Annotated in this window: 12 protein-coding genes and 1 tRNA gene; 5 read left to right on the top strand and 8 right to left on the bottom strand. The window is 68.8% G+C overall.

From position 1 onward, the window contains the following. Positions 1-17 precede the first annotated feature (17 nt). Together AC3RCE_RS12410 and AC3RCE_RS12405 are read left to right on the top strand one after the other, a co-directional pair. Positions 18-839, top strand: a complete 822-nt coding sequence (locus AC3RCE_RS12410) for an ABC transporter permease (RefSeq protein WP_492255297.1) — start codon at positions 18-20, stop codon at positions 837-839. A 184-nt stretch (positions 840-1,023) separates the two neighbouring features. After that, positions 1,024-2,514 carry an NAD-dependent succinate-semialdehyde dehydrogenase gene (locus AC3RCE_RS12405; protein ID WP_492255296.1) on the top strand — a complete coding sequence of 497 codons (1,491 nt, stop codon included), beginning with the start codon at positions 1,024-1,026 and terminating at the stop codon, positions 2,512-2,514. An 83-nt stretch (positions 2,515-2,597) separates the two neighbouring features. On the opposite strand, the gene AC3RCE_RS12400 is transcribed toward AC3RCE_RS12405, so the two are convergent. After that, positions 2,598-3,824, bottom strand: a complete 1,227-nt coding sequence (locus AC3RCE_RS12400; RefSeq protein ID WP_492255295.1) for a YeeE/YedE family protein — start codon at positions 3,822-3,824, stop codon at positions 2,598-2,600. A 173-nt stretch (positions 3,825-3,997) separates the two neighbouring features. Further along, positions 3,998-4,963, bottom strand: a complete 966-nt coding sequence (locus AC3RCE_RS12395) for a sulfurtransferase (RefSeq protein WP_492255294.1) — start codon at positions 4,961-4,963, stop codon at positions 3,998-4,000. A gap of 166 nt (positions 4,964-5,129) precedes the next feature. Here AC3RCE_RS12395 and AC3RCE_RS12390 point away from each other — a divergent pair. After that, positions 5,130-5,203: transfer RNA gene (locus AC3RCE_RS12390), tRNA-Gly, on the top strand. Between the two features lie 101 nt (positions 5,204-5,304). On the opposite strand, the gene AC3RCE_RS12385 is transcribed toward AC3RCE_RS12390, so the two are convergent. After that, a complete protein-coding gene (locus AC3RCE_RS12385) occupies positions 5,305-6,219 on the bottom strand; it encodes a pseudouridine synthase (protein WP_218295187.1) in 915 nt (304 codons plus the stop codon). A 300-nt stretch (positions 6,220-6,519) separates the two neighbouring features. On the opposite strand from AC3RCE_RS12385, the gene AC3RCE_RS12380 reads away from it, so the two are divergent. Beyond that, positions 6,520-8,892 carry an AsmA family protein gene (locus AC3RCE_RS12380; protein WP_492255293.1) on the top strand — a complete coding sequence of 791 codons (2,373 nt, stop codon included), beginning with the start codon at positions 6,520-6,522 and terminating at the stop codon, positions 8,890-8,892. A 53-nt stretch (positions 8,893-8,945) separates the two neighbouring features. Here the strand turns inward: AC3RCE_RS12380 and AC3RCE_RS12375 are convergent, their stop codons facing one another. The 4 genes from AC3RCE_RS12375 to imuA are packed head-to-tail and all read right to left on the bottom strand — an operon-like array spanning position 8,946 to position 14,611. Continuing rightward, complete coding sequence (locus AC3RCE_RS12375) at positions 8,946-12,227, bottom strand: error-prone DNA polymerase (RefSeq protein ID WP_492255292.1); 3,282 nt, start codon at positions 12,225-12,227, stop codon at positions 8,946-8,948. 20 nt (positions 12,228-12,247) lie between these two features. After that, on the bottom strand, positions 12,248-12,517 hold the full coding sequence (locus AC3RCE_RS12370) for a hypothetical protein (RefSeq protein WP_492255291.1): 270 nt from the start codon (positions 12,515-12,517) through the stop codon (positions 12,248-12,250). A 20-nt stretch (positions 12,518-12,537) separates the two neighbouring features. After that, positions 12,538-13,770, bottom strand: a complete 1,233-nt coding sequence (locus tag AC3RCE_RS12365; RefSeq protein WP_492255290.1) for a DNA polymerase Y subunit UmuC family protein — start codon at positions 13,768-13,770, stop codon at positions 12,538-12,540. Next, the gene (gene imuA, locus AC3RCE_RS12360; protein ID WP_492255289.1) at positions 13,733-14,611 is read right to left on the bottom strand and encodes a translesion DNA synthesis-associated protein ImuA; all 879 of its coding nucleotides are present in this window, start codon (positions 14,609-14,611) and stop codon (positions 13,733-13,735) included. The genes AC3RCE_RS12365 and imuA overlap by 38 nt, the downstream gene beginning before the upstream one ends. Before the next feature lie 167 nt (positions 14,612-14,778). On the opposite strand from imuA, the gene AC3RCE_RS12355 reads away from it, so the two are divergent. Further along, complete coding sequence (locus AC3RCE_RS12355; RefSeq protein WP_492255288.1) at positions 14,779-15,399, top strand: IPTL-CTERM sorting domain-containing protein; 621 nt, start codon at positions 14,779-14,781, stop codon at positions 15,397-15,399. 66 nt (positions 15,400-15,465) lie between these two features. Here the strand turns inward: AC3RCE_RS12355 and AC3RCE_RS12350 are convergent, their stop codons facing one another. Beyond that, positions 15,466-16,776: an HD-GYP domain-containing protein gene (locus AC3RCE_RS12350; protein ID WP_218295190.1), complete on the bottom strand. Its 1,311-nt coding sequence runs from the start codon at positions 16,774-16,776 to the stop codon at positions 15,466-15,468. Positions 16,777-17,060 lie beyond the last annotated feature (284 nt).

Genomic DNA, 17,060 nt, shown 5'->3' with positions numbered 1-17,060 from the left:
TTCTGAAGACCCTCACCATGCGCCATTTGCTCCCCCAATTCCCCCTGTACGCCACCTGGGCCGACAAGCTCGGCTGGTGGGCCGTGCGCGCCCTGTGCGTGGCCGTGCTGGTGTTTCTGCTGGCCCCCATCCTGGTGATGGTGCCGTTGTCGTTCTCCGAGAGTTCGTTCCTGGCCTACCCCATCCACGGCTGGTCGCTCAAGTGGTACCACCACCTGTTCGATTCGCCCGAGTGGGCCCGCGCCACGCGCAACAGCTTCATCGTGGCGCCCGCGGCCACGCTGATCGCCACGGCCCTGGGCACCCTGGCGGCGGTGGGGCTGTCACGGGCGGATTTCCGCTTCAAGGGCCTGCTCATGGGCATCCTGATCGCGCCCATGGTGGTGCCCATCATTGTGGTGGGCGTGGCCACCTACCTGTACTTCGCGCCGCTGGGCCTGGCGGACAGCTATGCCGGCCTGATCATCGTGCACGCGGCGCTGGGGGCGCCGTTCGTGCTGACCACCGTGCTGGCCACGCTCGCGGGCTTCAACCACAACCTGGTGCGCGCGTCGCTGAGCCTGGGGGAAACGCCTTTCAACACCTTCTTTCGCGTCACGCTGCCGGTGATCGCGCCGGGGGTGATCTCGGGGGCGCTGTTCGCGTTCGCCACGTCGTTCGACGAAGTGGTGGTCACGCTCTTTCTGGCCGGCGCCGACCAGTCCACGCTGCCACGCCAGATGTTCAATGGCATCCGCGAGAACATCTCGCCCACCATTGCCGCCGTGGCCACGCTGCTCATCCTCTTCACCACCAGCCTGCTCCTGGCGCTGGAGTGGCTGCGCACGCGCAGGGGCTGAGCCACGGTGAAAACGGCCTGCATCCCTGCCTTCCTGAAAAACTGAAACACTGGCGACAGTGGGCCATTTCACCCGTGATAGCCTGCCCGCTGCGCCAATTTCAGGCCCCCGCCGCCCTGCCCGCCTTTGCCGGCGGCGAGCCCTTGCCTACCGCTCATCAACCCACTGCATCTGGAGAAACCTCATGGACATGAAGACCTCGCCCCTCGCCTTGCTCAACGACCCCAGCCTGCTCAAGACCGACGGCCTCATCAACGGCCGGTGGGTGGCGGGCGGCAGCCGCTTCGACGTGAACGACCCGGCCACCGGCCTCAAGCTGGCCGACGTGGCCAACCTGGGCCCCGCCGATGCCGAAGCCGCGATTGCCGCCGCCAATGCCGCCTGGGGCCCCTGGAAGACCAAGACCGCCAAGGAGCGCAGCATCATCCTGCGCAAGTGGTTCGACCTGCTGATGGCCAACCAGGACGACCTGGGCCGCATCATGACCGCCGAACAAGGCAAGCCGCTGGCCGAAGCCAAGGGCGAGGTCGCCTATGGCGCCAGCTTTGTGGAATGGTTCGCCGAAGAGGCCAAACGCGTGAACGGCGAGGTGCTGCCCCAGTTCGACAACAGCCGCCGCCTGATGGTGCTCAAGCAGCCCATCGGCGTGTGCGCCGCGATCACGCCCTGGAACTTTCCGCTGGCCATGATCACGCGCAAGGTGGCGCCCGCCCTGGCCGCCGGCTGCCCCGTGGTCATCAAGCCCGCCGAGCTCACACCGCTCACGGCCCTGGCCGCCGCCGAGCTGGCCCTGCGTGCGGGCATCCCGGCTGGCGTGTTCAACATCCTGCCCGCCGACAGCGACAACTCGATCGCCATCGGCAAGGTGCTGTGCGCGAGCGACGTGGTGCGCCACATCAGCTTCACCGGCAGCACCGAGGTGGGCCGCATCCTGATGGCGCAGTCGGCCCCCACGGTCAAGAAGATGTCGCTGGAACTGGGCGGCAACGCGCCCTTCCTGGTGTTCGACGATGCGGACATCGACAGCGCCGTGGAAGGCGCGTTCGCCAGCAAGTACCGCAACGCGGGCCAGACCTGCGTGTGCACCAACCGCTTCTACGTGCAGGAAGGCGTGTACGACGAGTTCGTGGCCAAGTTCGCCGCCAAGGTCAAGACAGCCAAGGTGGGCAACGGCTTCGAGGCCGGCGTGAACCAGGGCCCGCTGATCGAGGAAGCCGCGCTGGCCAAGGTGCAGCGCCACGTGGACGATGCCATTGCCAAGGGCGGCCAGGTGGTGGCCGGCGGCCAGCGCCTGACCAGCCTGGGCTCGGGCCAGTTCTTCGAGCCCACGGTGGTGGCCAACGCCACGGCCGACATGCTGTGTGCGCGCGAGGAAACCTTTGGCCCCTTCGCCCCGGTCTTCAAGTTCAAGACCGAGCAGGAGGCCATCGACGCGGCCAACCACACCGAGTTCGGCCTGGCCAGCTACTTCTACAGCCGCGACGTGGGCCGAATCTTCCGTGTGACCGAGGCGCTGGAATACGGCATGGTCGGCGCCAACGTGGGCATTCTGGCCACCGAGCACGTGCCCTTTGGCGGTGTCAAGCAGTCGGGCCTGGGCCGCGAAGGCTCGCACCACGGCATGGACGACTATGTGGAGATCAAGTACCTGTGCCTGGGCGATATCCAGAAGTGACCGGCCCCGGGCCGGGTACCTTTTTGATATGTTTTTGATAGCTGCCCGCGCTTTCTGGATAAGCGCTGGCGGCCAAAAATGCACTAATTCGCCCCCCATCCCTGGCGCCACGAGGCGGCCTTCGCGCGCAGGCCCGCCCATACCGCGAAGAACACCGCCGCCCCAAACACCCAGCCTGACAGCGCTCCGGCCATGCCGCCCGACAGCAGCGTGCCCATGGTGCAGCCCAGCCCCGTCATCGCGCCCCAGCCCAGCAACACGCCGCCCGACAGCCCCCGGGCGGCATCGCGCCAGGTGGGCCAGCGGGGGGCCATCTGGCGGCTGGCCAGCGCCGCGACAAAGGACCCCGCCACCAGCCCTGCCAGCAGCAAGGCATTGGGCGTGAGCCAGGTGGCTTGCGGCAAGGTGGCGCAGCCCGCGAAGCCGTCGAGCCCGTCGAGCCGCTCGGGAATCCACCCCTGCCCTTGCGCCCACTGGCGCGCCGCGCTGCCCAGCGTGGCCGTCACGCCCAGGGGCCGCATGCGCACGATGGCAAACGTGCCGATCAGCCCCACGGCCAGGCCACCCACCCAGTAGTGCCAGCGCCCGGTCCACAGGTTGCGCCACACGGTGCCCAGGCCGGGCACGGGCTTCACCACCCCGGGTGCATCGCCCGCCGCGCCCTCCTGCGCAAAGCCACGCCACAGCCAGGCGCCCACCAGCGCCAGAGCGCCCCATTGCGCCAGCAGCGCGCCCCCATACCCCAGGTGCGCGGGCAGCCACACCACGGGCGCATCGGCCACGCTCCAGCTGTACAGCGCATTCCAGGTCCTGAAGCCCGCGATGAAACCCAGCGCGGAGCCCAGCAGCGCGAAGGGCGACACCGCCGAGCCCTCGGCGAGCCGGTACCAGTGCGCGCTGATGCAGGAGCCCGAGACCACCATCCCCGCGCCAAACGAAAGCCCCGCCGCCACCAGCACCCAGCTCACCGGGCCGATGTGCATGTCCGGCGGCAGCTTGCCCGGCTGCGGCACGGGCAGCCAGCCGCCCAGCACCACGGTATGGCCCAACACGCCCACGGCCAGCGCCAGCACGATGGCCAGCAGCCCGCGCGGGTTGCGGTCTTCGAACCAGTCGCGCGCGTGGCAGTAAAAACAAAAGCGCGAACGCTGCAGCACGACGCCAAGCACCGCGCCATAGGCCAGCGCAAACACCAGCGTGCGCCCGCCCGCCTGGCCCTGCAGCCACGGTACGGCCGCCAGCAGGGCGGCCAGCAGCGCCAGCGCGATATAGGAGGAAGTGGCTGGAACAGTGCGCAATGGAAGGCTCATGGGTCGTCGATGGTTCGCTGTGTGGCCCGCGCGGCCATCGCGGGCACCGAGAAAAAAAGCCCGCACGAAGCGGGCTGTAAAGGAGACCCCTACCAAAAAATCGTGGCCTTTCGCCGTCTCCCGATCGCCGCTTCATTCACCCTCTCAATCGCGGGCGTGGCACGGCCCGCGGCTCATTTGGCCGCCCAGACGGTGCCCGCCGGATTCGTGATGGGAACGCCCACCGAGTTGCCATATTCCGTCCAGGAGCCGTCGTAGTTCTTCACGCTGTAGCCGAGGATCCTGGACAGCGCGAACCAGGTGTGGCTGGAGCGCTCGCCGATGCGGCAGTAGGTGATGATGGGCCGGCTGCCGTCCACGCCCGCGCTGGCATAGAGCTTCCTGAGCTCGTCGGCGGACTTGAAGGTACCGTCCTCCCTCACCGCCTGCCCCCATGGCACGTTGGCCGCGCCTGGAATGTGGCCCGCGCGGATGCTGAGCTCCGGCACACCGGCAGGCGCGAAGATCTTGCCGGTGTATTCATCCGCCGAGCGGATATCCACCAGCTTCGCATTGCTCTTGCCCTCGGCGGCGGCCAGCGCGTCCGCCAGGCGTGCGCGCAGCTGGGTATTGACCTGGCCCACCTTGTAGCTGCTGGCGGCGAACTCGGGCACGCGGTTGTTCAGGGGCAGGTTCTCGGCCTCCCACTTCTTGCGCCCGCCGTCGAGCAGCTTGACGTTCTTCACGCCGTAGATGTCAAACACCCAGGCTCCCCAGGCCGCAAACCAGTTGTTGGTGTCGCCATACAGCACCACCGTGGTCTCGGGCGACACGCCAGCCCTGGACAGCAGCGCCTCGAAGCCTTCCTTGCCCACGATGTCGCGCCGCACGCGGTCGTTGAGGTCCTGATGCCACGAGAAATTGACCGCCCCAGGCACATGGCCCCGCTCGTACAGGCCCGGGTTCACGCTCACCTCGACGATGCGCACCTGCTGGTTGTCGAGGTTCTGCGCGAGCCATTCGGTGGTCACCAGGGGGCCAGCGGGAATGGGAGTGGCGGCCCACAGCGCTTTGCAAAAGAGCACCGTGCTTCCTGCCACGCAGGCGCGAAGCCAGGCACGCCAGCCTGGTGGCATTGAGGAATTGCGTTGCATTGTCATTCGCGTCCTTTCGGTGAAGAGCCTGCGCCGCGCTGCAGGTGAAAGGAATCTAGAGCCCGCAGTGCATCAGACCAACCAACAAGATCGGCTATGCATATGCGTTTTGCGCGTTTGCACCAGGCGCCCGTCGGGGACCGGGCGGATGCTGCCTATAATTGCAGGCTTCGCGGGTGTAGTTCAATGGTAGAACGGCAGCTTCCCAAGCTTCATACGAGGGTTCGATTCCCTTCACCCGCTCCAGATTCTGAAACCTGCCCTGCATTGCTGCATGGCAGGTTTTTTTATTTGCGTCACCCGCAAGCCCTGCTGTACCTTGGCGGCGTCTCTTTAAAACCCAGCCCTCAGGGCAGGCCCAGCCGCTGCCCGCTCTCGAACACCCGCCGCGCACCCGACAGCGGGTCCACGAACTCCAGCGAGCGCGCCAGAAGCTGCAGCGGCCGTGAATAGTCGCCCTCGGGCGGATCGTTGACGACCGGGTAGAACGGGTCGTTGCGCAGCGGCAGCCCCAGGGCCGCCATGTGCACCCGCAGCTGGTGGCGCTTGCCCGTGACCGGCGACAGGCGGTAGCGCGCCCACCCGCTCGCGCCTGCCACGTCCAGCACCTCGATGCGCGTGTGGCTGTTGGGCTCGCCAGGGACTTCCTGCATGCGAAAGAACTGCGGGCTTTCCTCCAGCCGGCTGATGTGCTCCCGCGGAAAGGCGATATCCGCGCGCCAGGGGGCGATCGCGTCGTAGTGCTTGGTGATCTGGCGGTCGCGGAACAGCGCCTGGTAGGCCCCGCGCGTGCGCTGGTGCACCGACAGCAGCACCAGGCCCGCGGTGTCCCGGTCGATGCGGTGCAGGGGCGAAAGCTCCGGCAGGCCCAGCTGGCGCTTGAGCCGCACGAGCAGCGTGTTGTGAAGGTAGCGGCCGGACGGTGTCACGGGCATGAAATGCGGCTTGTCGGCCACTACCAGGTGCTCGTCCTGGTAAAGCACCGTTTCCGTGAAGGGCAGCGCGGGCTCCGCGGGCAGGCTGCGGTAGTAGTACAGCCTGAGGCCGCCTTCAAACGGGCGAGCGGGCGCCACGGGGTCGCCGCGCTCATCCACCACGTCGCCCGCCTGCATGCGCCGCAGCCACTCCTCACGGGCCACCGCCGGGAGCCGCCGCGCCAGGAAGTCGAGCATGCTGCCCTGCCCCTGGCTGGGCAGCACCACGCAGCTGGGCCCCACGCCATCGCGCACGGCAGGGGCATGGGTATGGCGGGGGTTGTGCATGGTGGGCACATTTTATGAACCCTCTCCTTCGATGCCGCACAACCCGTCTGCACCCGAGAAGGCAGCCCCCTTGACCTTGCGCGGACCCGCCGGGGCCCACGGGCATGCGGGGTTCTTGCCCCTGTAGGACAAGGGCGGCAGTTGCGCCCGTGCTGCTGCGATACGCGCCGATGCGGGCTAGCATGAACGCCAAAAGGCCCCGTGGACGCGCACACCGCTCCCCCTGGGCCGGATGCGCTTACCGCTGAAAACACGCCCAACAGTCCCACTCCACACCCACGCTGCCCGCCGACTGACTTCATGCCATCCACACCTGCCGCGCCTTCCACCGACATGCCTAGCCCCGCCGTGGCCCAGGCCCGCCAGCGGCCTGCACCCGGCATCGGGAGGCGCCTTGTGGTGTGGACCTTGTGGGCCGTCGGGCTGGTGGCGATGGTGCTGGTGCTGCTGGGGGTCCTGCTCGCCTGGATCGACTGGAACCGCGCGAAGCCCTGGGTCAATGAAAAAGTGAGCGAAGCCACGGGCCGGCACTTTGCGATCGAAGGTGACTTGTCCGCGCAATGGCGCTGGCCCCAGCCCCTGGAAGAAGGGTGGCAGCGCTGGGTGCCGGGCGTCACGGTGAAGGCCGAACGCCTGGTCATGGACAACCCCTCCGGATTCACGCCCCCCTTCCAGCGTGCCAATGGCAAAGCGGTTTCAAAAGGCGCAGCCGGCCCGGCCGAGACGGCCGGCAAGACCGACGGCAGCCCAGCCACCATGGCCCGCATCGGCAGCGCGACCGCCACCGTGCGCCTGCTGCCCCTGCTGGGGCGGCATCTTTCCATCGACACCGTGGCGCTCACCGGCCCCCAGGTGGCGCTGGCCCGCACGGCCAGCGGTGCGAGCAACTGGACCTTCGAGCGCAAGGACGGGCCCAGGAGCGGATGGAGCTTCGACGTGGACCGGCTGGTGGTCCACCAGGGCGTCCTGGCCTATGCCGACGGCATGAAGGACCTGGACCTGCAGGCCCGCATTGACACCACCGAGCCGGTGCTCCCCGGCGGGCCGGCGGCCACGCCATCCGGCACCTCCGCCGCCGCATCGGCCCCGGCGCAGCCCGCGCTGGCGCGGGCGTCCTCATCCGCGAGCGCCGCTGCCTCCGGGGCAGCGCCCGCTGCGCGGGCGGCGTCCGAAACGCCCGGTGCGGCGGCGGGGCCGGTGCCCTATGGCCTGCGCTTCGAACTGCAGGGCCGGTATGCCAAGGCGCAGGTCAGGGGCCAGGGGCGAGCGGGCCAGGTCATCAGCCTGCGCAACAAGGTGGTGAACTACCCCCTTCAGATCGACGCCAGCGCCGGCAGCGTGTCGCTGTCGGCGCAAGGAATTCTGGCCAACCCGGGCGCATTGTCCGGCCTGGACTTCCAGGTCCGGCTCAAGGGCGGCAGCATGGCCGACCTGTACGACCTGACCGGGCTGGTGCTGCCCAACACCCCGCCCTTCGAGACCACCGGCCGGCTGACCGGGAGCCTGGAGCCCGAACGGGCGGTCTGGGAATACAACGGCTTCCGAGGCAAGGTGGGCCAGAGCGATCTTCAGGGGTCGCTCAAGTACACGTCGGGCAAGCCGCGCCCACGGCTCACCGGGACGATGGCGTCCAACCAGCTGCGCCTGGCGGACCTGGGGCCGACCATCGGGACCACCAAGCCCGACAACACGCACCGTGGCCGCGACCAGCGTGGCAAGGTGCTGCCGGACTCCAAGTTCGCGGCCGAGCGCTGGAATGCCATGGACATGGACATCGTGTTCAAGGGCCGCCACATCATCCGCCCCGAGAGCCTGCCGCTGGAAGACCTGAGCGTGCGGGCGGTGATGGAAAACGCGCAGCTCAAGCTCGCGCCCCTCACGTTTGGCGTGGCGCAGGGCAAGATCGAATCGCAGGTGAGCATCGACGGGCGCGCCGCGCCCTTGAAGGCGCAGATACGCGGCACCGTGCAGGGCTTGCAGCTTTCGGCGCTGTTCCCCAAGGTGCAGCTCATGCAGAAGAGTTTTGGCCACATGGACGGCGCCATCGCACTGGAGAGCCGCGGCAACAGCCTGGCCGGATTGCTGGGCCAGGGCACGGGCGAGATGCGCCTGTACGTGCGGGACGGCACGCTGAGCAAGCAGATGCTGGACCTGGCCGCGCTGAACGTGGGCAGCATCATCGTGGGCAAGCTCTTTGGTGAAAACAAGGAAGTGCACCTGCGCTGCGCGGTGGCCGATTTCACGGTGGTGGACGGCCTGGCGACCACGCGCGTGGTGAAGATGAGCACCGAAGACGCGATCGTCGAGGCCACCGGCACCATCGACCTGGGCACCGAGGAGATGAACCTGCGCATCAAGCCCGAGTCGCTGCAATGGAAGTTCTTCTCGCTGCGCTCGCCCTTGTACGTGAAAGGCACGTTCGGCGACCCGAAGGTCGGCGTGGAAGCCGGCCCGCTGCTGCTGCGCGCGGGCGCGGCGGTGGTGGCAGCGGCCGTGGCTCCCGCCGCGTTGGCGCTGGTGCCCATCACCGTGCCCGCGGCCGACGACGACACGCATTGCAAGCCCCTGCTGGATCTCGCCAGGGAACCCGTCAAGCCCGGCGCCCAGGGGGCCGCGGGCACCGCCTCGCAACCCGCGCGGCAGGCCGCCAGCAAAGCATCGCCCGCGCGCTGACCTGACCGGACGGCGCCCGCTCAATTGCGGGTCAGGGGGGCCACCCTCCTTCATCAATGGAAATCGCGGCTCCCCTGCAGCGCATGGGCCATGCGGCCGAGCAGCGGGGTCAGGTCCTTGAAACGCTGGGCCACCAGGTGACGCACCACCGTGGATGCCGGCGCCTGCGGGGACGATGGCGAAATGGAACCCCGGGCGGGCGCGCCGCCACCTTCCGGCACGCTGCACTGCCACATGCCTTCCACCGCCAGCAACTGCGAGCGCAGCAGCGCGTTGCGCCAGGTGTCCACCAGCGCGGGCCACACGATCACATTCACGGGGCCGGTCTCGTCTTCGAGCGTGACGAACATCGTGCCCTTGGCCGTGCCGGGGCGCTGGCGCACGGTGACGATGCCGCAGGCGCGCACCTTGCGGCCATGGGGCACGGCATTCAATTGCAGCGCGCTCAGCAGGCGCCAGCGGTCCAGGCGCGGGCGCAGCAGGGCCAGCGGGTGGCGGCGCAGGGTGAGACCGGTGGCGGCGTAGTCGAACAGGATTTCCTCCCCTTCGGGCGCGGCTGGCAAGGCAAGCGGCGCTTCGTGCACGGGCACATCGCGCAGCAACACGGGGGCGGGGTGCTGCGCGGCAGCGTCCCACATCTGCTGGCGCCGGTGGCCCGAAAGGCTGGCCAGGGCATCGGCAGCGGCCAGGGCCTGCAGGTCCTGCGGGCTCAGGCGGGCCCGCAGGGCCAGGTCTTCGGTATTGGCAAAGGCAGGGCCCGTGACGCGGACTTGCACCAGGCGTTTGGCAGCCTCTTCCTGCAGGCTGCCCACCAGCCGCAGGCCGAGGCGCACAGCAGGCTGCGGTAGCAGTGGCGCGGGCAGCCCCTTGGCAGGCCGCAAGTATTCGGCCGGACCTTCCAGCGTGCAATCGTGGTGGCTGAGGGTCACGTCGACGGGCAGCACGCGCACGCCGTGGCGGCGCGCGTCCTGCACCAGTTGTGAGGCGGTGTAAAAGCCCATGGGCAGCGAGTTGAGCAGCGCGGCCAGAAAACACGCGGGCTCGTGGCATTTGAGCCAGCTGCTGGCATAGGCCAGCAAGGCAAAGCTGTGGGCGTGGCTTTCGGGAAAGCCGTATTCGCCAAAGCCCAGCATCTGCTGGAAAATGCGGTCGGCAAATTCGGCGGGGTAGCCCTTAGCCTCCATGCCCTGCTTGAGGGGTTCTTCAAACCGGTGCACGCCCCCCTTGCGTTTCCAGGCCGCCATGGACCGGCGCAGGTCATCCGCCATGCCCGGCGTGAAGTCCGCCGCAATCATGGCAATCTGCATCACCTGCTCCTGAAAGATCGGCACCCCCAGGGTGCGCGCCAGGGCCTCTTCCAGCTCGGGCTTCTCCAGTTGCAGCGGCTCGCCCCTGCGCCTGCGTTCGCGCGCCTGCAGGTAGGGGTGCACCATGCCGCCCTGAATAGGCCCCGGCCGCACAATGGCCACCTCCACCACCAAGTCATAGAACTCGCGGGGCCGCAGACGCGGCAACATGCTCATCTGCGCGCGGCTCTCGATCTGGAACACGCCCACAGTGTCGGCGGCGCAGATCATGTCGTAGGTGGCAGGGTCTTCGCGCGGAATGCCCTTGAGGTCCCAGCGCTCACCGCGCAAGGCATCGCGCAGATCCAGGCAGCGGCGTAAGGCACTGAGCATGCCCAGGGCCAGCACATCGACCTTGAGCAAGCCCATGGTGTCCAGGTCGTCCTTGTCCCACTGGATGACGGAACGGTCCTCCATGCTCGCCGGCTCCACCGGCACCAGGCGCGTGAGCTTGCCATGCGTGAGCACGAAACCGCCCACATGCTGGCTCAGGTGGCGCGGAAAGCCTTTCAGGTCCGCCGCCAGTTCCAGCCACAGCTGGGCCGTGTGCCGGTGCAGCGGTGCGCCCAGGCTTTCCGCCAGTTCCTGCAGCCGGTCGGTGGCGAACTGTTCGTCAAACCAGTGGTGGTCCTTGGCGAAGGCATCGACCAAGGCCGGCGCCACGCCCAGTGCCTTGCCCACATCGCGCAGGGCACTGCGCGTGCGGTAGGTGGTGACCACGGCAGCAATGGCGGCGCGCTCGCGGCCGTATTTTTCGTAGATGTACTGGATGACCTCCTCGCGCCGGTCGTGCTCGAAGTCCACGTCGATGTCGGGCGGCTCCTTGCGCTCTTTGCTGATGAAGCGCTCGAACAGCAGGTTGGTGTTCTCGGGCGGGACGGCCGTGATGCCCAGCATGTAGCAGACCACCGAGTTCGCCGCCGAACCGCGGCCCTGGCACAGGATCCCCTGGCTGCGCGCGTAGCGCACGATGTCATGCACTGTGAGGAAGTACATCTCGTACTGGCAGTGCGCGATCAGATCCAGCTCCTTGCGGATCTGCACCCACACCTTCTCTGGCGCGCCTTGCGGGTATTCGCCCTGCACGCCCACATCCACCAGCCAGGCCAGGGCCTGCGCGGGCGTCATGCCGGCAGGCACGGTCTCCAGCGGGTACTGGTACTTGATTTCATCCAGGCGGAAAGTGCAGCGCCCCGCCACCGTGAGCGTGGCGTCCAGCAACTCGGGCGAGTAGATGCCCGCCAGCCGCACGCGCCGGCGCAGGTGGCGCTCGGCATTGGGCTGCAGCGCAAAACCACATTCACCCACGCTGCAGCCCAGGCGCACGGCGGTGATCACGTCCTGCATCGGCTTGCGCGAACGAGCGTGCATGTGCACATCACCCGCTGCCACCAGTGGCAAGCCCAGCGCCGCGCCCGCACGCTGCAGCGTGGCCAGCCACAGGCTGTCGTCCGGGGCCAGGTGCAGCTCGACCGCCAGCCAGAGATGGCCGTCAAAATATGAGCCAAATTGGCCTTTGGCGCTGGATAGGCAAGCGCTGACAGCTATCAAATCAGAAGCATCAAAGCCATGCCGGCAGGGGAACAGCAACAATTCGCACCCCTTCAAAGCCGCCCATGGGCTGGCCGCGCCCACGTGGTACTGCCCCTTGGGCGCGGCCGCGCGGGCGGCGGTGATGAACTCGCACAGGTTGCCCCAGCCCTCGGCATCCCGCGCCAGCACCACCACCCGCAGATCACCCCACACAAACTCGCTGCCCACGATGAGGTGCAAGCCGCATTCCAGGGCCGCCTCCCAGGCCCGCACCACGCCCGCGACGGAGCATTCGTCGGTCAGTGCCAGCGCCCGGTAGCCCAGCTCCAGCGCACGCGCCACGAGTTCCTGCGGGTGCGATGCCCCGCGCTGAAAGCTGAAGTTGGACAGGCAATGCAGCTCGGCGTAGTCCGGCAACCCGGCCACAGCGGCATTCCCTGGCATGGGCGAAGACATGGTGAAACTCCCTGGCGCCATCATCCGAAGATTCCATGCAGGAACCAGCGGTGGGGGCGCGCCGCGGCCCGCGCGCCCTCCGGCACGGATGCCAGGCGCTCGCGAAACACCCACACCAGCCCCGCCACATCGTTGTGCGCGACGAAGTAGTCGCGCAAGGCCAGGCCGGCGCAGGGATGGGCCGGGTCTGCATCGTCGCTGCCGGCCCCGGACCACCAGCCCGCCTCGAAGCGGTGGGGACCGGCCAGCAGGCGCAGCAGGCCGTGGTGGCACGGGCGGTTGCCCTGCACGGCCAGGCGCCGTGGCGGGTTCAGCAGCCAGGTGGGCTGCAGCAGCCCGCCGGGCGTGGCGTCCAGGGCCGCGCCGGAAGCGCTGGCGGATGCACCCCGGGCCGCGGGGCGGGGGGCGCCGCCACGCGCAGCACCTCGGCCGCCGGGCGCCACTGCTGCATGCGCTCGGGGCGGTGGTCGGCCTGCAGCACCGGCGCCTGCACATGCTCGGCCCCCAGCCGGGCGGACAGGCGCTCGAGCAGCTGGTGCAAGGCCTCGCCTTGCACGCCACCCGGCAGGCCCGGGTCGCTGCCCCCACGGCCATCCGGCGGCAGGAGGCTGGCGCTGCGGTGCGCCAGCGGGGCCGCATCCAGCAGGCGCAGCGTGATCTGGTTCGCTGGCGCGGCCAGCGTGGTCCGCGCCAGGTTTTCCGCCAGGAGCCGCCGCAGATGCGCCATGTCCTGCGTGGCCTGCGCCGTGCGCACCTGCAGCGCCTGCACGGGCGCGATCACCACGCCGTCGATGCGCCGCAGGTCGTGGCGCCACGCCAGCTCCAGCCCCAGCACACCTTGCTGGCGTGCCTGCAGCCAGCCATGCAGGGCCGCGATGCCACGGTGGGCGCTCCAGAGCAGCGCATCGGCCGACGCCGCCAGCGCGGGCAGCTCCAGGGTCAGCGCGAACTGTTCGGGCAGTTCCAGCCACGCATGCGCTTCGGGGGCATCGCCAAAGGCCTGGTCCAGGGCCCGCAGCACCCCCGCGCCAAAACGCCGCGAGACCCCCGGGCGCGGCAGCGCACGCAGCGCCCCCCAGGTGCGGCAGCCCATGCGCTCCAGGCTTGCCACATGCGGGCGCAAGGCGGTCAGCGCATGCAAGGGCAGCCCTGGCGGCCCCTGCGCAGGCGGCGCCCGGCCCGCCAGGGCCAGCCTCAGAAAGCCGTGCGCCACCAGCGCCGTGGGGCCGCAGCCCCACGGCGGCTGCGCACAGGGCCTGCTTCCTTCAGAAAAAACAGGCTCTCCTTGCCCGCCCGAGGTGGAAGCCGCCACGGCCCAGGCCTGCAGCACCTGCGCCAGCAAGACATCGCGCCCGCCCCAAAGCCGTTCGGTGGAGGACACTTCCAGCAGCACGGCCTCATCGTCCACCAGCGCCACGCGCGGTGTAAAACGCAGCGCCCACCAGCCCGCCGACGGCTCCATCGCCACGGCGGCTCCTGCCAGCGCCGTGGAACCGCCCTCCCCCTCATCCGGCCGTGGCCATGGCAGCGCGATCCAGTGCATGCCCCCTCCCCCCTGGCGATGCGGGCGCGGGCGCCCGACGCGGCACGGCGCCCCCGGCGGGGAGTGCAACGGCCAATGCGCCCCGGCCTTCCTCCATCATGCCCACCGCCGCGGCCTGGGCAGCACGCCGCCGTTCGGCCTGCGCCGCCAGCACCTGCGCCAGCAGAAGGTGGCATCCGGGCAATGGCAGCCCCTGCGCCAGGGGCGGCCCCCGGCGCTTGAGAATGTGCACCTGCATCCCGGGGAACACGGGCGTGCCCGCGGGCATGGGCATGCCCTGGACTTGCAGCCGCAGCAAGGCTGGCGACGCCTGGGGGGCCGCGCTGACGGGCCGAAACACCCACAGCAGCTGCTGTTGCTGGGCCGCGGCCAGCTGCAGCCGGCGCAAGGCCGCCGGCTGTGCCTGCGGCAGCCAGGCCATGACGGCCAGCACATCCCGGCACCGCAGCGCCTGCTCGGCGGCCCACAGCGCCGACATGGCCGTATCCGCCCGCACCAGGCCCAGCCGCCCGGGGGGCAGCCCCTGGGCCTGGAGCGCCGGGCCAAAAGGCTCGCACGGGGGCGCCACCACGACCACGGCCCCATGCCGCGCGGCCGTGGCCTGGGCCAGGGCGGGCAGCACCAGCTGCCATTCATGCAGGCCCGCCAAGGGCTGCAACACCTCGCTCAGCGCCCCGACAGGCCACCCTCCACCCGGTAGCTGCGCATCCAGCAGCGCATACCCCGTGGGTTGCGCCTGGTGCTGGCCCGTGCCCACCAGCCCGTCCGCGTGCCAGACGCCAGGCACGGCAGATGGCAGATCGGAGGCGACAACCCGCAGGGAGTGGCGTTGCGCAGGCATGGTGGGAAGAGAGGGTCCGAAAACACTAATACTGTAAATATAACCAGTATTTTGCCAACAGCATGAAAACCTCGGAAAGGCCCGGGAAGGCCCTGCCATTCAGAGCTGGGCGGCACACGCCGCGCTCCCTACAATGGACCGCAAAAGGAAACAGAGGGAGTCGTTCAATGAAGGCAATCCAGTCGGCAGCAGTCGCCCTGCTGCTTCTCCTGTCGGGCAACACGTTCGCCGCCTATGCGGTCTACGTTTTCGAAAGTGGCGGCAATGTGGTCGCCAGCGGCAGCGGCCGCATGAACATGGCAGCCCTCACCCCGGCCGGCAACGGGCCTCTTTTCTCCGTGGTCATCCCCTCGGCTGCGCTGATTTTCACCGGCACGGCCGGGACGGTGGAGGCCTACATGGGCGTCTCCGGGCCTCCCATGCTGGGGGCGGGAGGCCCTGTCCTCGCCGATACATCGTCGGGCGACATGGTGGGACTGGACGGCATGATGGCACCGGGATTTGTCTTCGCCCCCCTGGGCTACGTCTCCGGATCGGCGCTCGCTTCCTCGGCCACGTGGACGGGGACCTCGCTGGCCAGCCTGGGGCTCACGCCAGGCTCCTACACCTGGACCTGGGGCGCGGGCCCCACCGCCGATTCGTTCACGGTCCACGTGGGCATCGCGCCACCCGCCGCCCCGGCTTCCATTCCAACGCTGTCCGAATGGGGCCTGGCGATCCTCTCGGCCCTCATGGCGGGATGGGCGATGCGCCATCGCCTCCTGCGGCGCCGCAACAAGGCGGCCTGAAAACACGTTGACTCACGGGCCCCGGCAAGACGCTTGCGCGCCCCCGAAAAGATCCTGAACAGGTTCTCAGAGCTTTCGGAGGGCCCAATCACACCAATCCGCCACCGCCCCATCCGCGGGCGTGGCGCGCTGCGCCAGTTGCGGCCAACGGCGGTGGCTGGCATTCAGGATGCTCTGGAGCTGCCACAGCGCCTCGCGCCCCACCAGGGCCACTTCGGCCATGCCCATGGTGTCGCCCCGCAGCTGCGCCATGAACTCGCCCTGCTGCTGGGGGTGCGAACCAGCTTCCGTCAGGGCTTTCTGAAGGGCCAGCAGGCGGGCATCGACAAATGCGAGGGCGCTCCCCGGCAGCGTCTTCGCGCTGGTTCCGGGGGGCAATGCGGCCTTGAGCTGGTCCCAGCAGGCAAAGGCTTCGGCGAGAAGGTCCATCTGGCGTGGGGCATCGTTGCCCAGGGGCATGAGCGCGGAGTCGCGGGCGACCTCCTCCTGCAGCAGGGGCAGGAGATGCGCCACCAGCGCCGATGGGAACTTGCGATGGTTCAGCCGCAGCACCAGTGACAGGCGCTGCGCGGGCATGTCGTCGTATTTCTCGTAGAACGCAGCCACCACTTCGGCCAGCAGCAGGATGCGGCCCAGCACCGAGATATCCGCACCCGCCAGCCCGCGCGGATAGCCGCTGCCGTCCATGCGCTCGTGGTGTTCCAGCACCGCCACCTCCACCGGCCGGGGGTAGGCCTGGGTGTCGCGGATCATGAGCATGGCGGTGATGGGGTGCGCCACCAGGTGCTTGCGCTGCACGCCAACGACCTTGTGGTCGGGATCGCTCCAGGCCGGGTCCATGTGCAGCACGCCCAGGTCGTGCAGCAAGGCTGCGGCGGCGAGGTTGGCGCAGTCGCGCTCGCCCAGCTCGCTCTTGATGGCCAGAAACACGGCCACGGTCATCATCTGCAGGCTGTGCTGGAAAAGTTCAGGCCGCTGCTCACGCATCACGGTGAGTTTGCAGGCCATGGAGGGAGGCAAGGGCAGCGAGCGCAGCGGCGCCAGCAGCCGGGCAGCCGAACCCAGCGTTTCGGCCAGCAGCCGGGGCAGCACCTCCCGCTCCACCAAGGCCTGGCCCGCAGCCAGCAAGGCAGGCACATCCACGGGATTGTCGATGGACAGGTGCCGGTCAATCGGCTCGCGCAGCTTGTGCTGCACCAGGCGGTCGTACAGGCGGCCATCGATGCGGGCCCCCTTCTCGACCAGCTTGATGCCGTTGTCGGTATAGATGGCGGCGTCAGCGACCACCATGCGCCGATCGGCCATGTCGGTCAACGCGCGCAGGTAGTGGGGGCTGTCCGCGGTGTCGATGCCCGCAGGTACAAGAGAGTCTGTCATGCAAGAACACAAAGGGTTACCTTGGACTATATGACGTTCCCTCCCTGTGTATCGCCCCGGCCGCCTTGGGCATGCGGTACCTTGATGCAGATCAAGCGCCTGGCGGCAGTACGCGGATGCCGGGCGCAATCCTGGGGGCGCCACGTAGGCGGAACTCGCGCCAGCCGTCCTTGGCATGGGCATTGCCCCGGTTTCCCATCGTTCCTGAAAAACGCCCTACTCGCCAGGATTCGAGGCGCTAAAACCCCATTGCTGCCACAAAAATATGGGTAAACCCTGCCTGC

The organism is Acidovorax sp. GW823-FHT05D11 (assembly GCF_058795695.1).
The sequence above is the reverse complement of the archived record's forward strand: the minus strand, read 5'-3'. Positions and strand labels throughout refer to the sequence as shown.

What these genes read in the sequence shown, in the direction of transcription:
- AC3RCE_RS12400 (WP_492255295.1), bottom strand. Translation starts at nt 3,824, where the DNA reads ATGAGCCTTCCATTGCGCACTGTTCCAGCCACTTCCTCCTATATCGCG.
- AC3RCE_RS12355 (WP_492255288.1), top strand. Translation starts at nt 14,779, where the DNA reads ATGAAGGCAATCCAGTCGGCAGCAGTCGCCCTGCTGCTTCTCCTGTCG.
- imuA (WP_492255289.1), bottom strand. Translation starts at nt 14,611, where the DNA reads ATGCCTGCGCAACGCCACTCCCTGCGGGTTGTCGCCTCCGATCTGCCA.
- AC3RCE_RS12405 (WP_492255296.1), top strand. Translation starts at nt 1,024, where the DNA reads ATGGACATGAAGACCTCGCCCCTCGCCTTGCTCAACGACCCCAGCCTG.
- AC3RCE_RS12350 (WP_218295190.1), bottom strand. Translation starts at nt 16,776, where the DNA reads ATGACAGACTCTCTTGTACCTGCGGGCATCGACACCGCGGACAGCCCC.
- AC3RCE_RS12365 (WP_492255290.1), bottom strand. Translation starts at nt 13,770, where the DNA reads ATGCACTGGATCGCGCTGCCATGGCCACGGCCGGATGAGGGGGAGGGC.
- AC3RCE_RS12410 (WP_492255297.1), top strand. Translation starts at nt 18, where the DNA reads ATGCGCCATTTGCTCCCCCAATTCCCCCTGTACGCCACCTGGGCCGAC.
- AC3RCE_RS12375 (WP_492255292.1), bottom strand. Translation starts at nt 12,227, where the DNA reads ATGTCTTCGCCCATGCCAGGGAATGCCGCTGTGGCCGGGTTGCCGGAC.
- AC3RCE_RS12385 (WP_218295187.1), bottom strand. Translation starts at nt 6,219, where the DNA reads ATGCACAACCCCCGCCATACCCATGCCCCTGCCGTGCGCGATGGCGTG.
- AC3RCE_RS12380 (WP_492255293.1), top strand. Translation starts at nt 6,520, where the DNA reads ATGCCATCCACACCTGCCGCGCCTTCCACCGACATGCCTAGCCCCGCC.
- AC3RCE_RS12395 (WP_492255294.1), bottom strand. Translation starts at nt 4,963, where the DNA reads ATGACAATGCAACGCAATTCCTCAATGCCACCAGGCTGGCGTGCCTGG.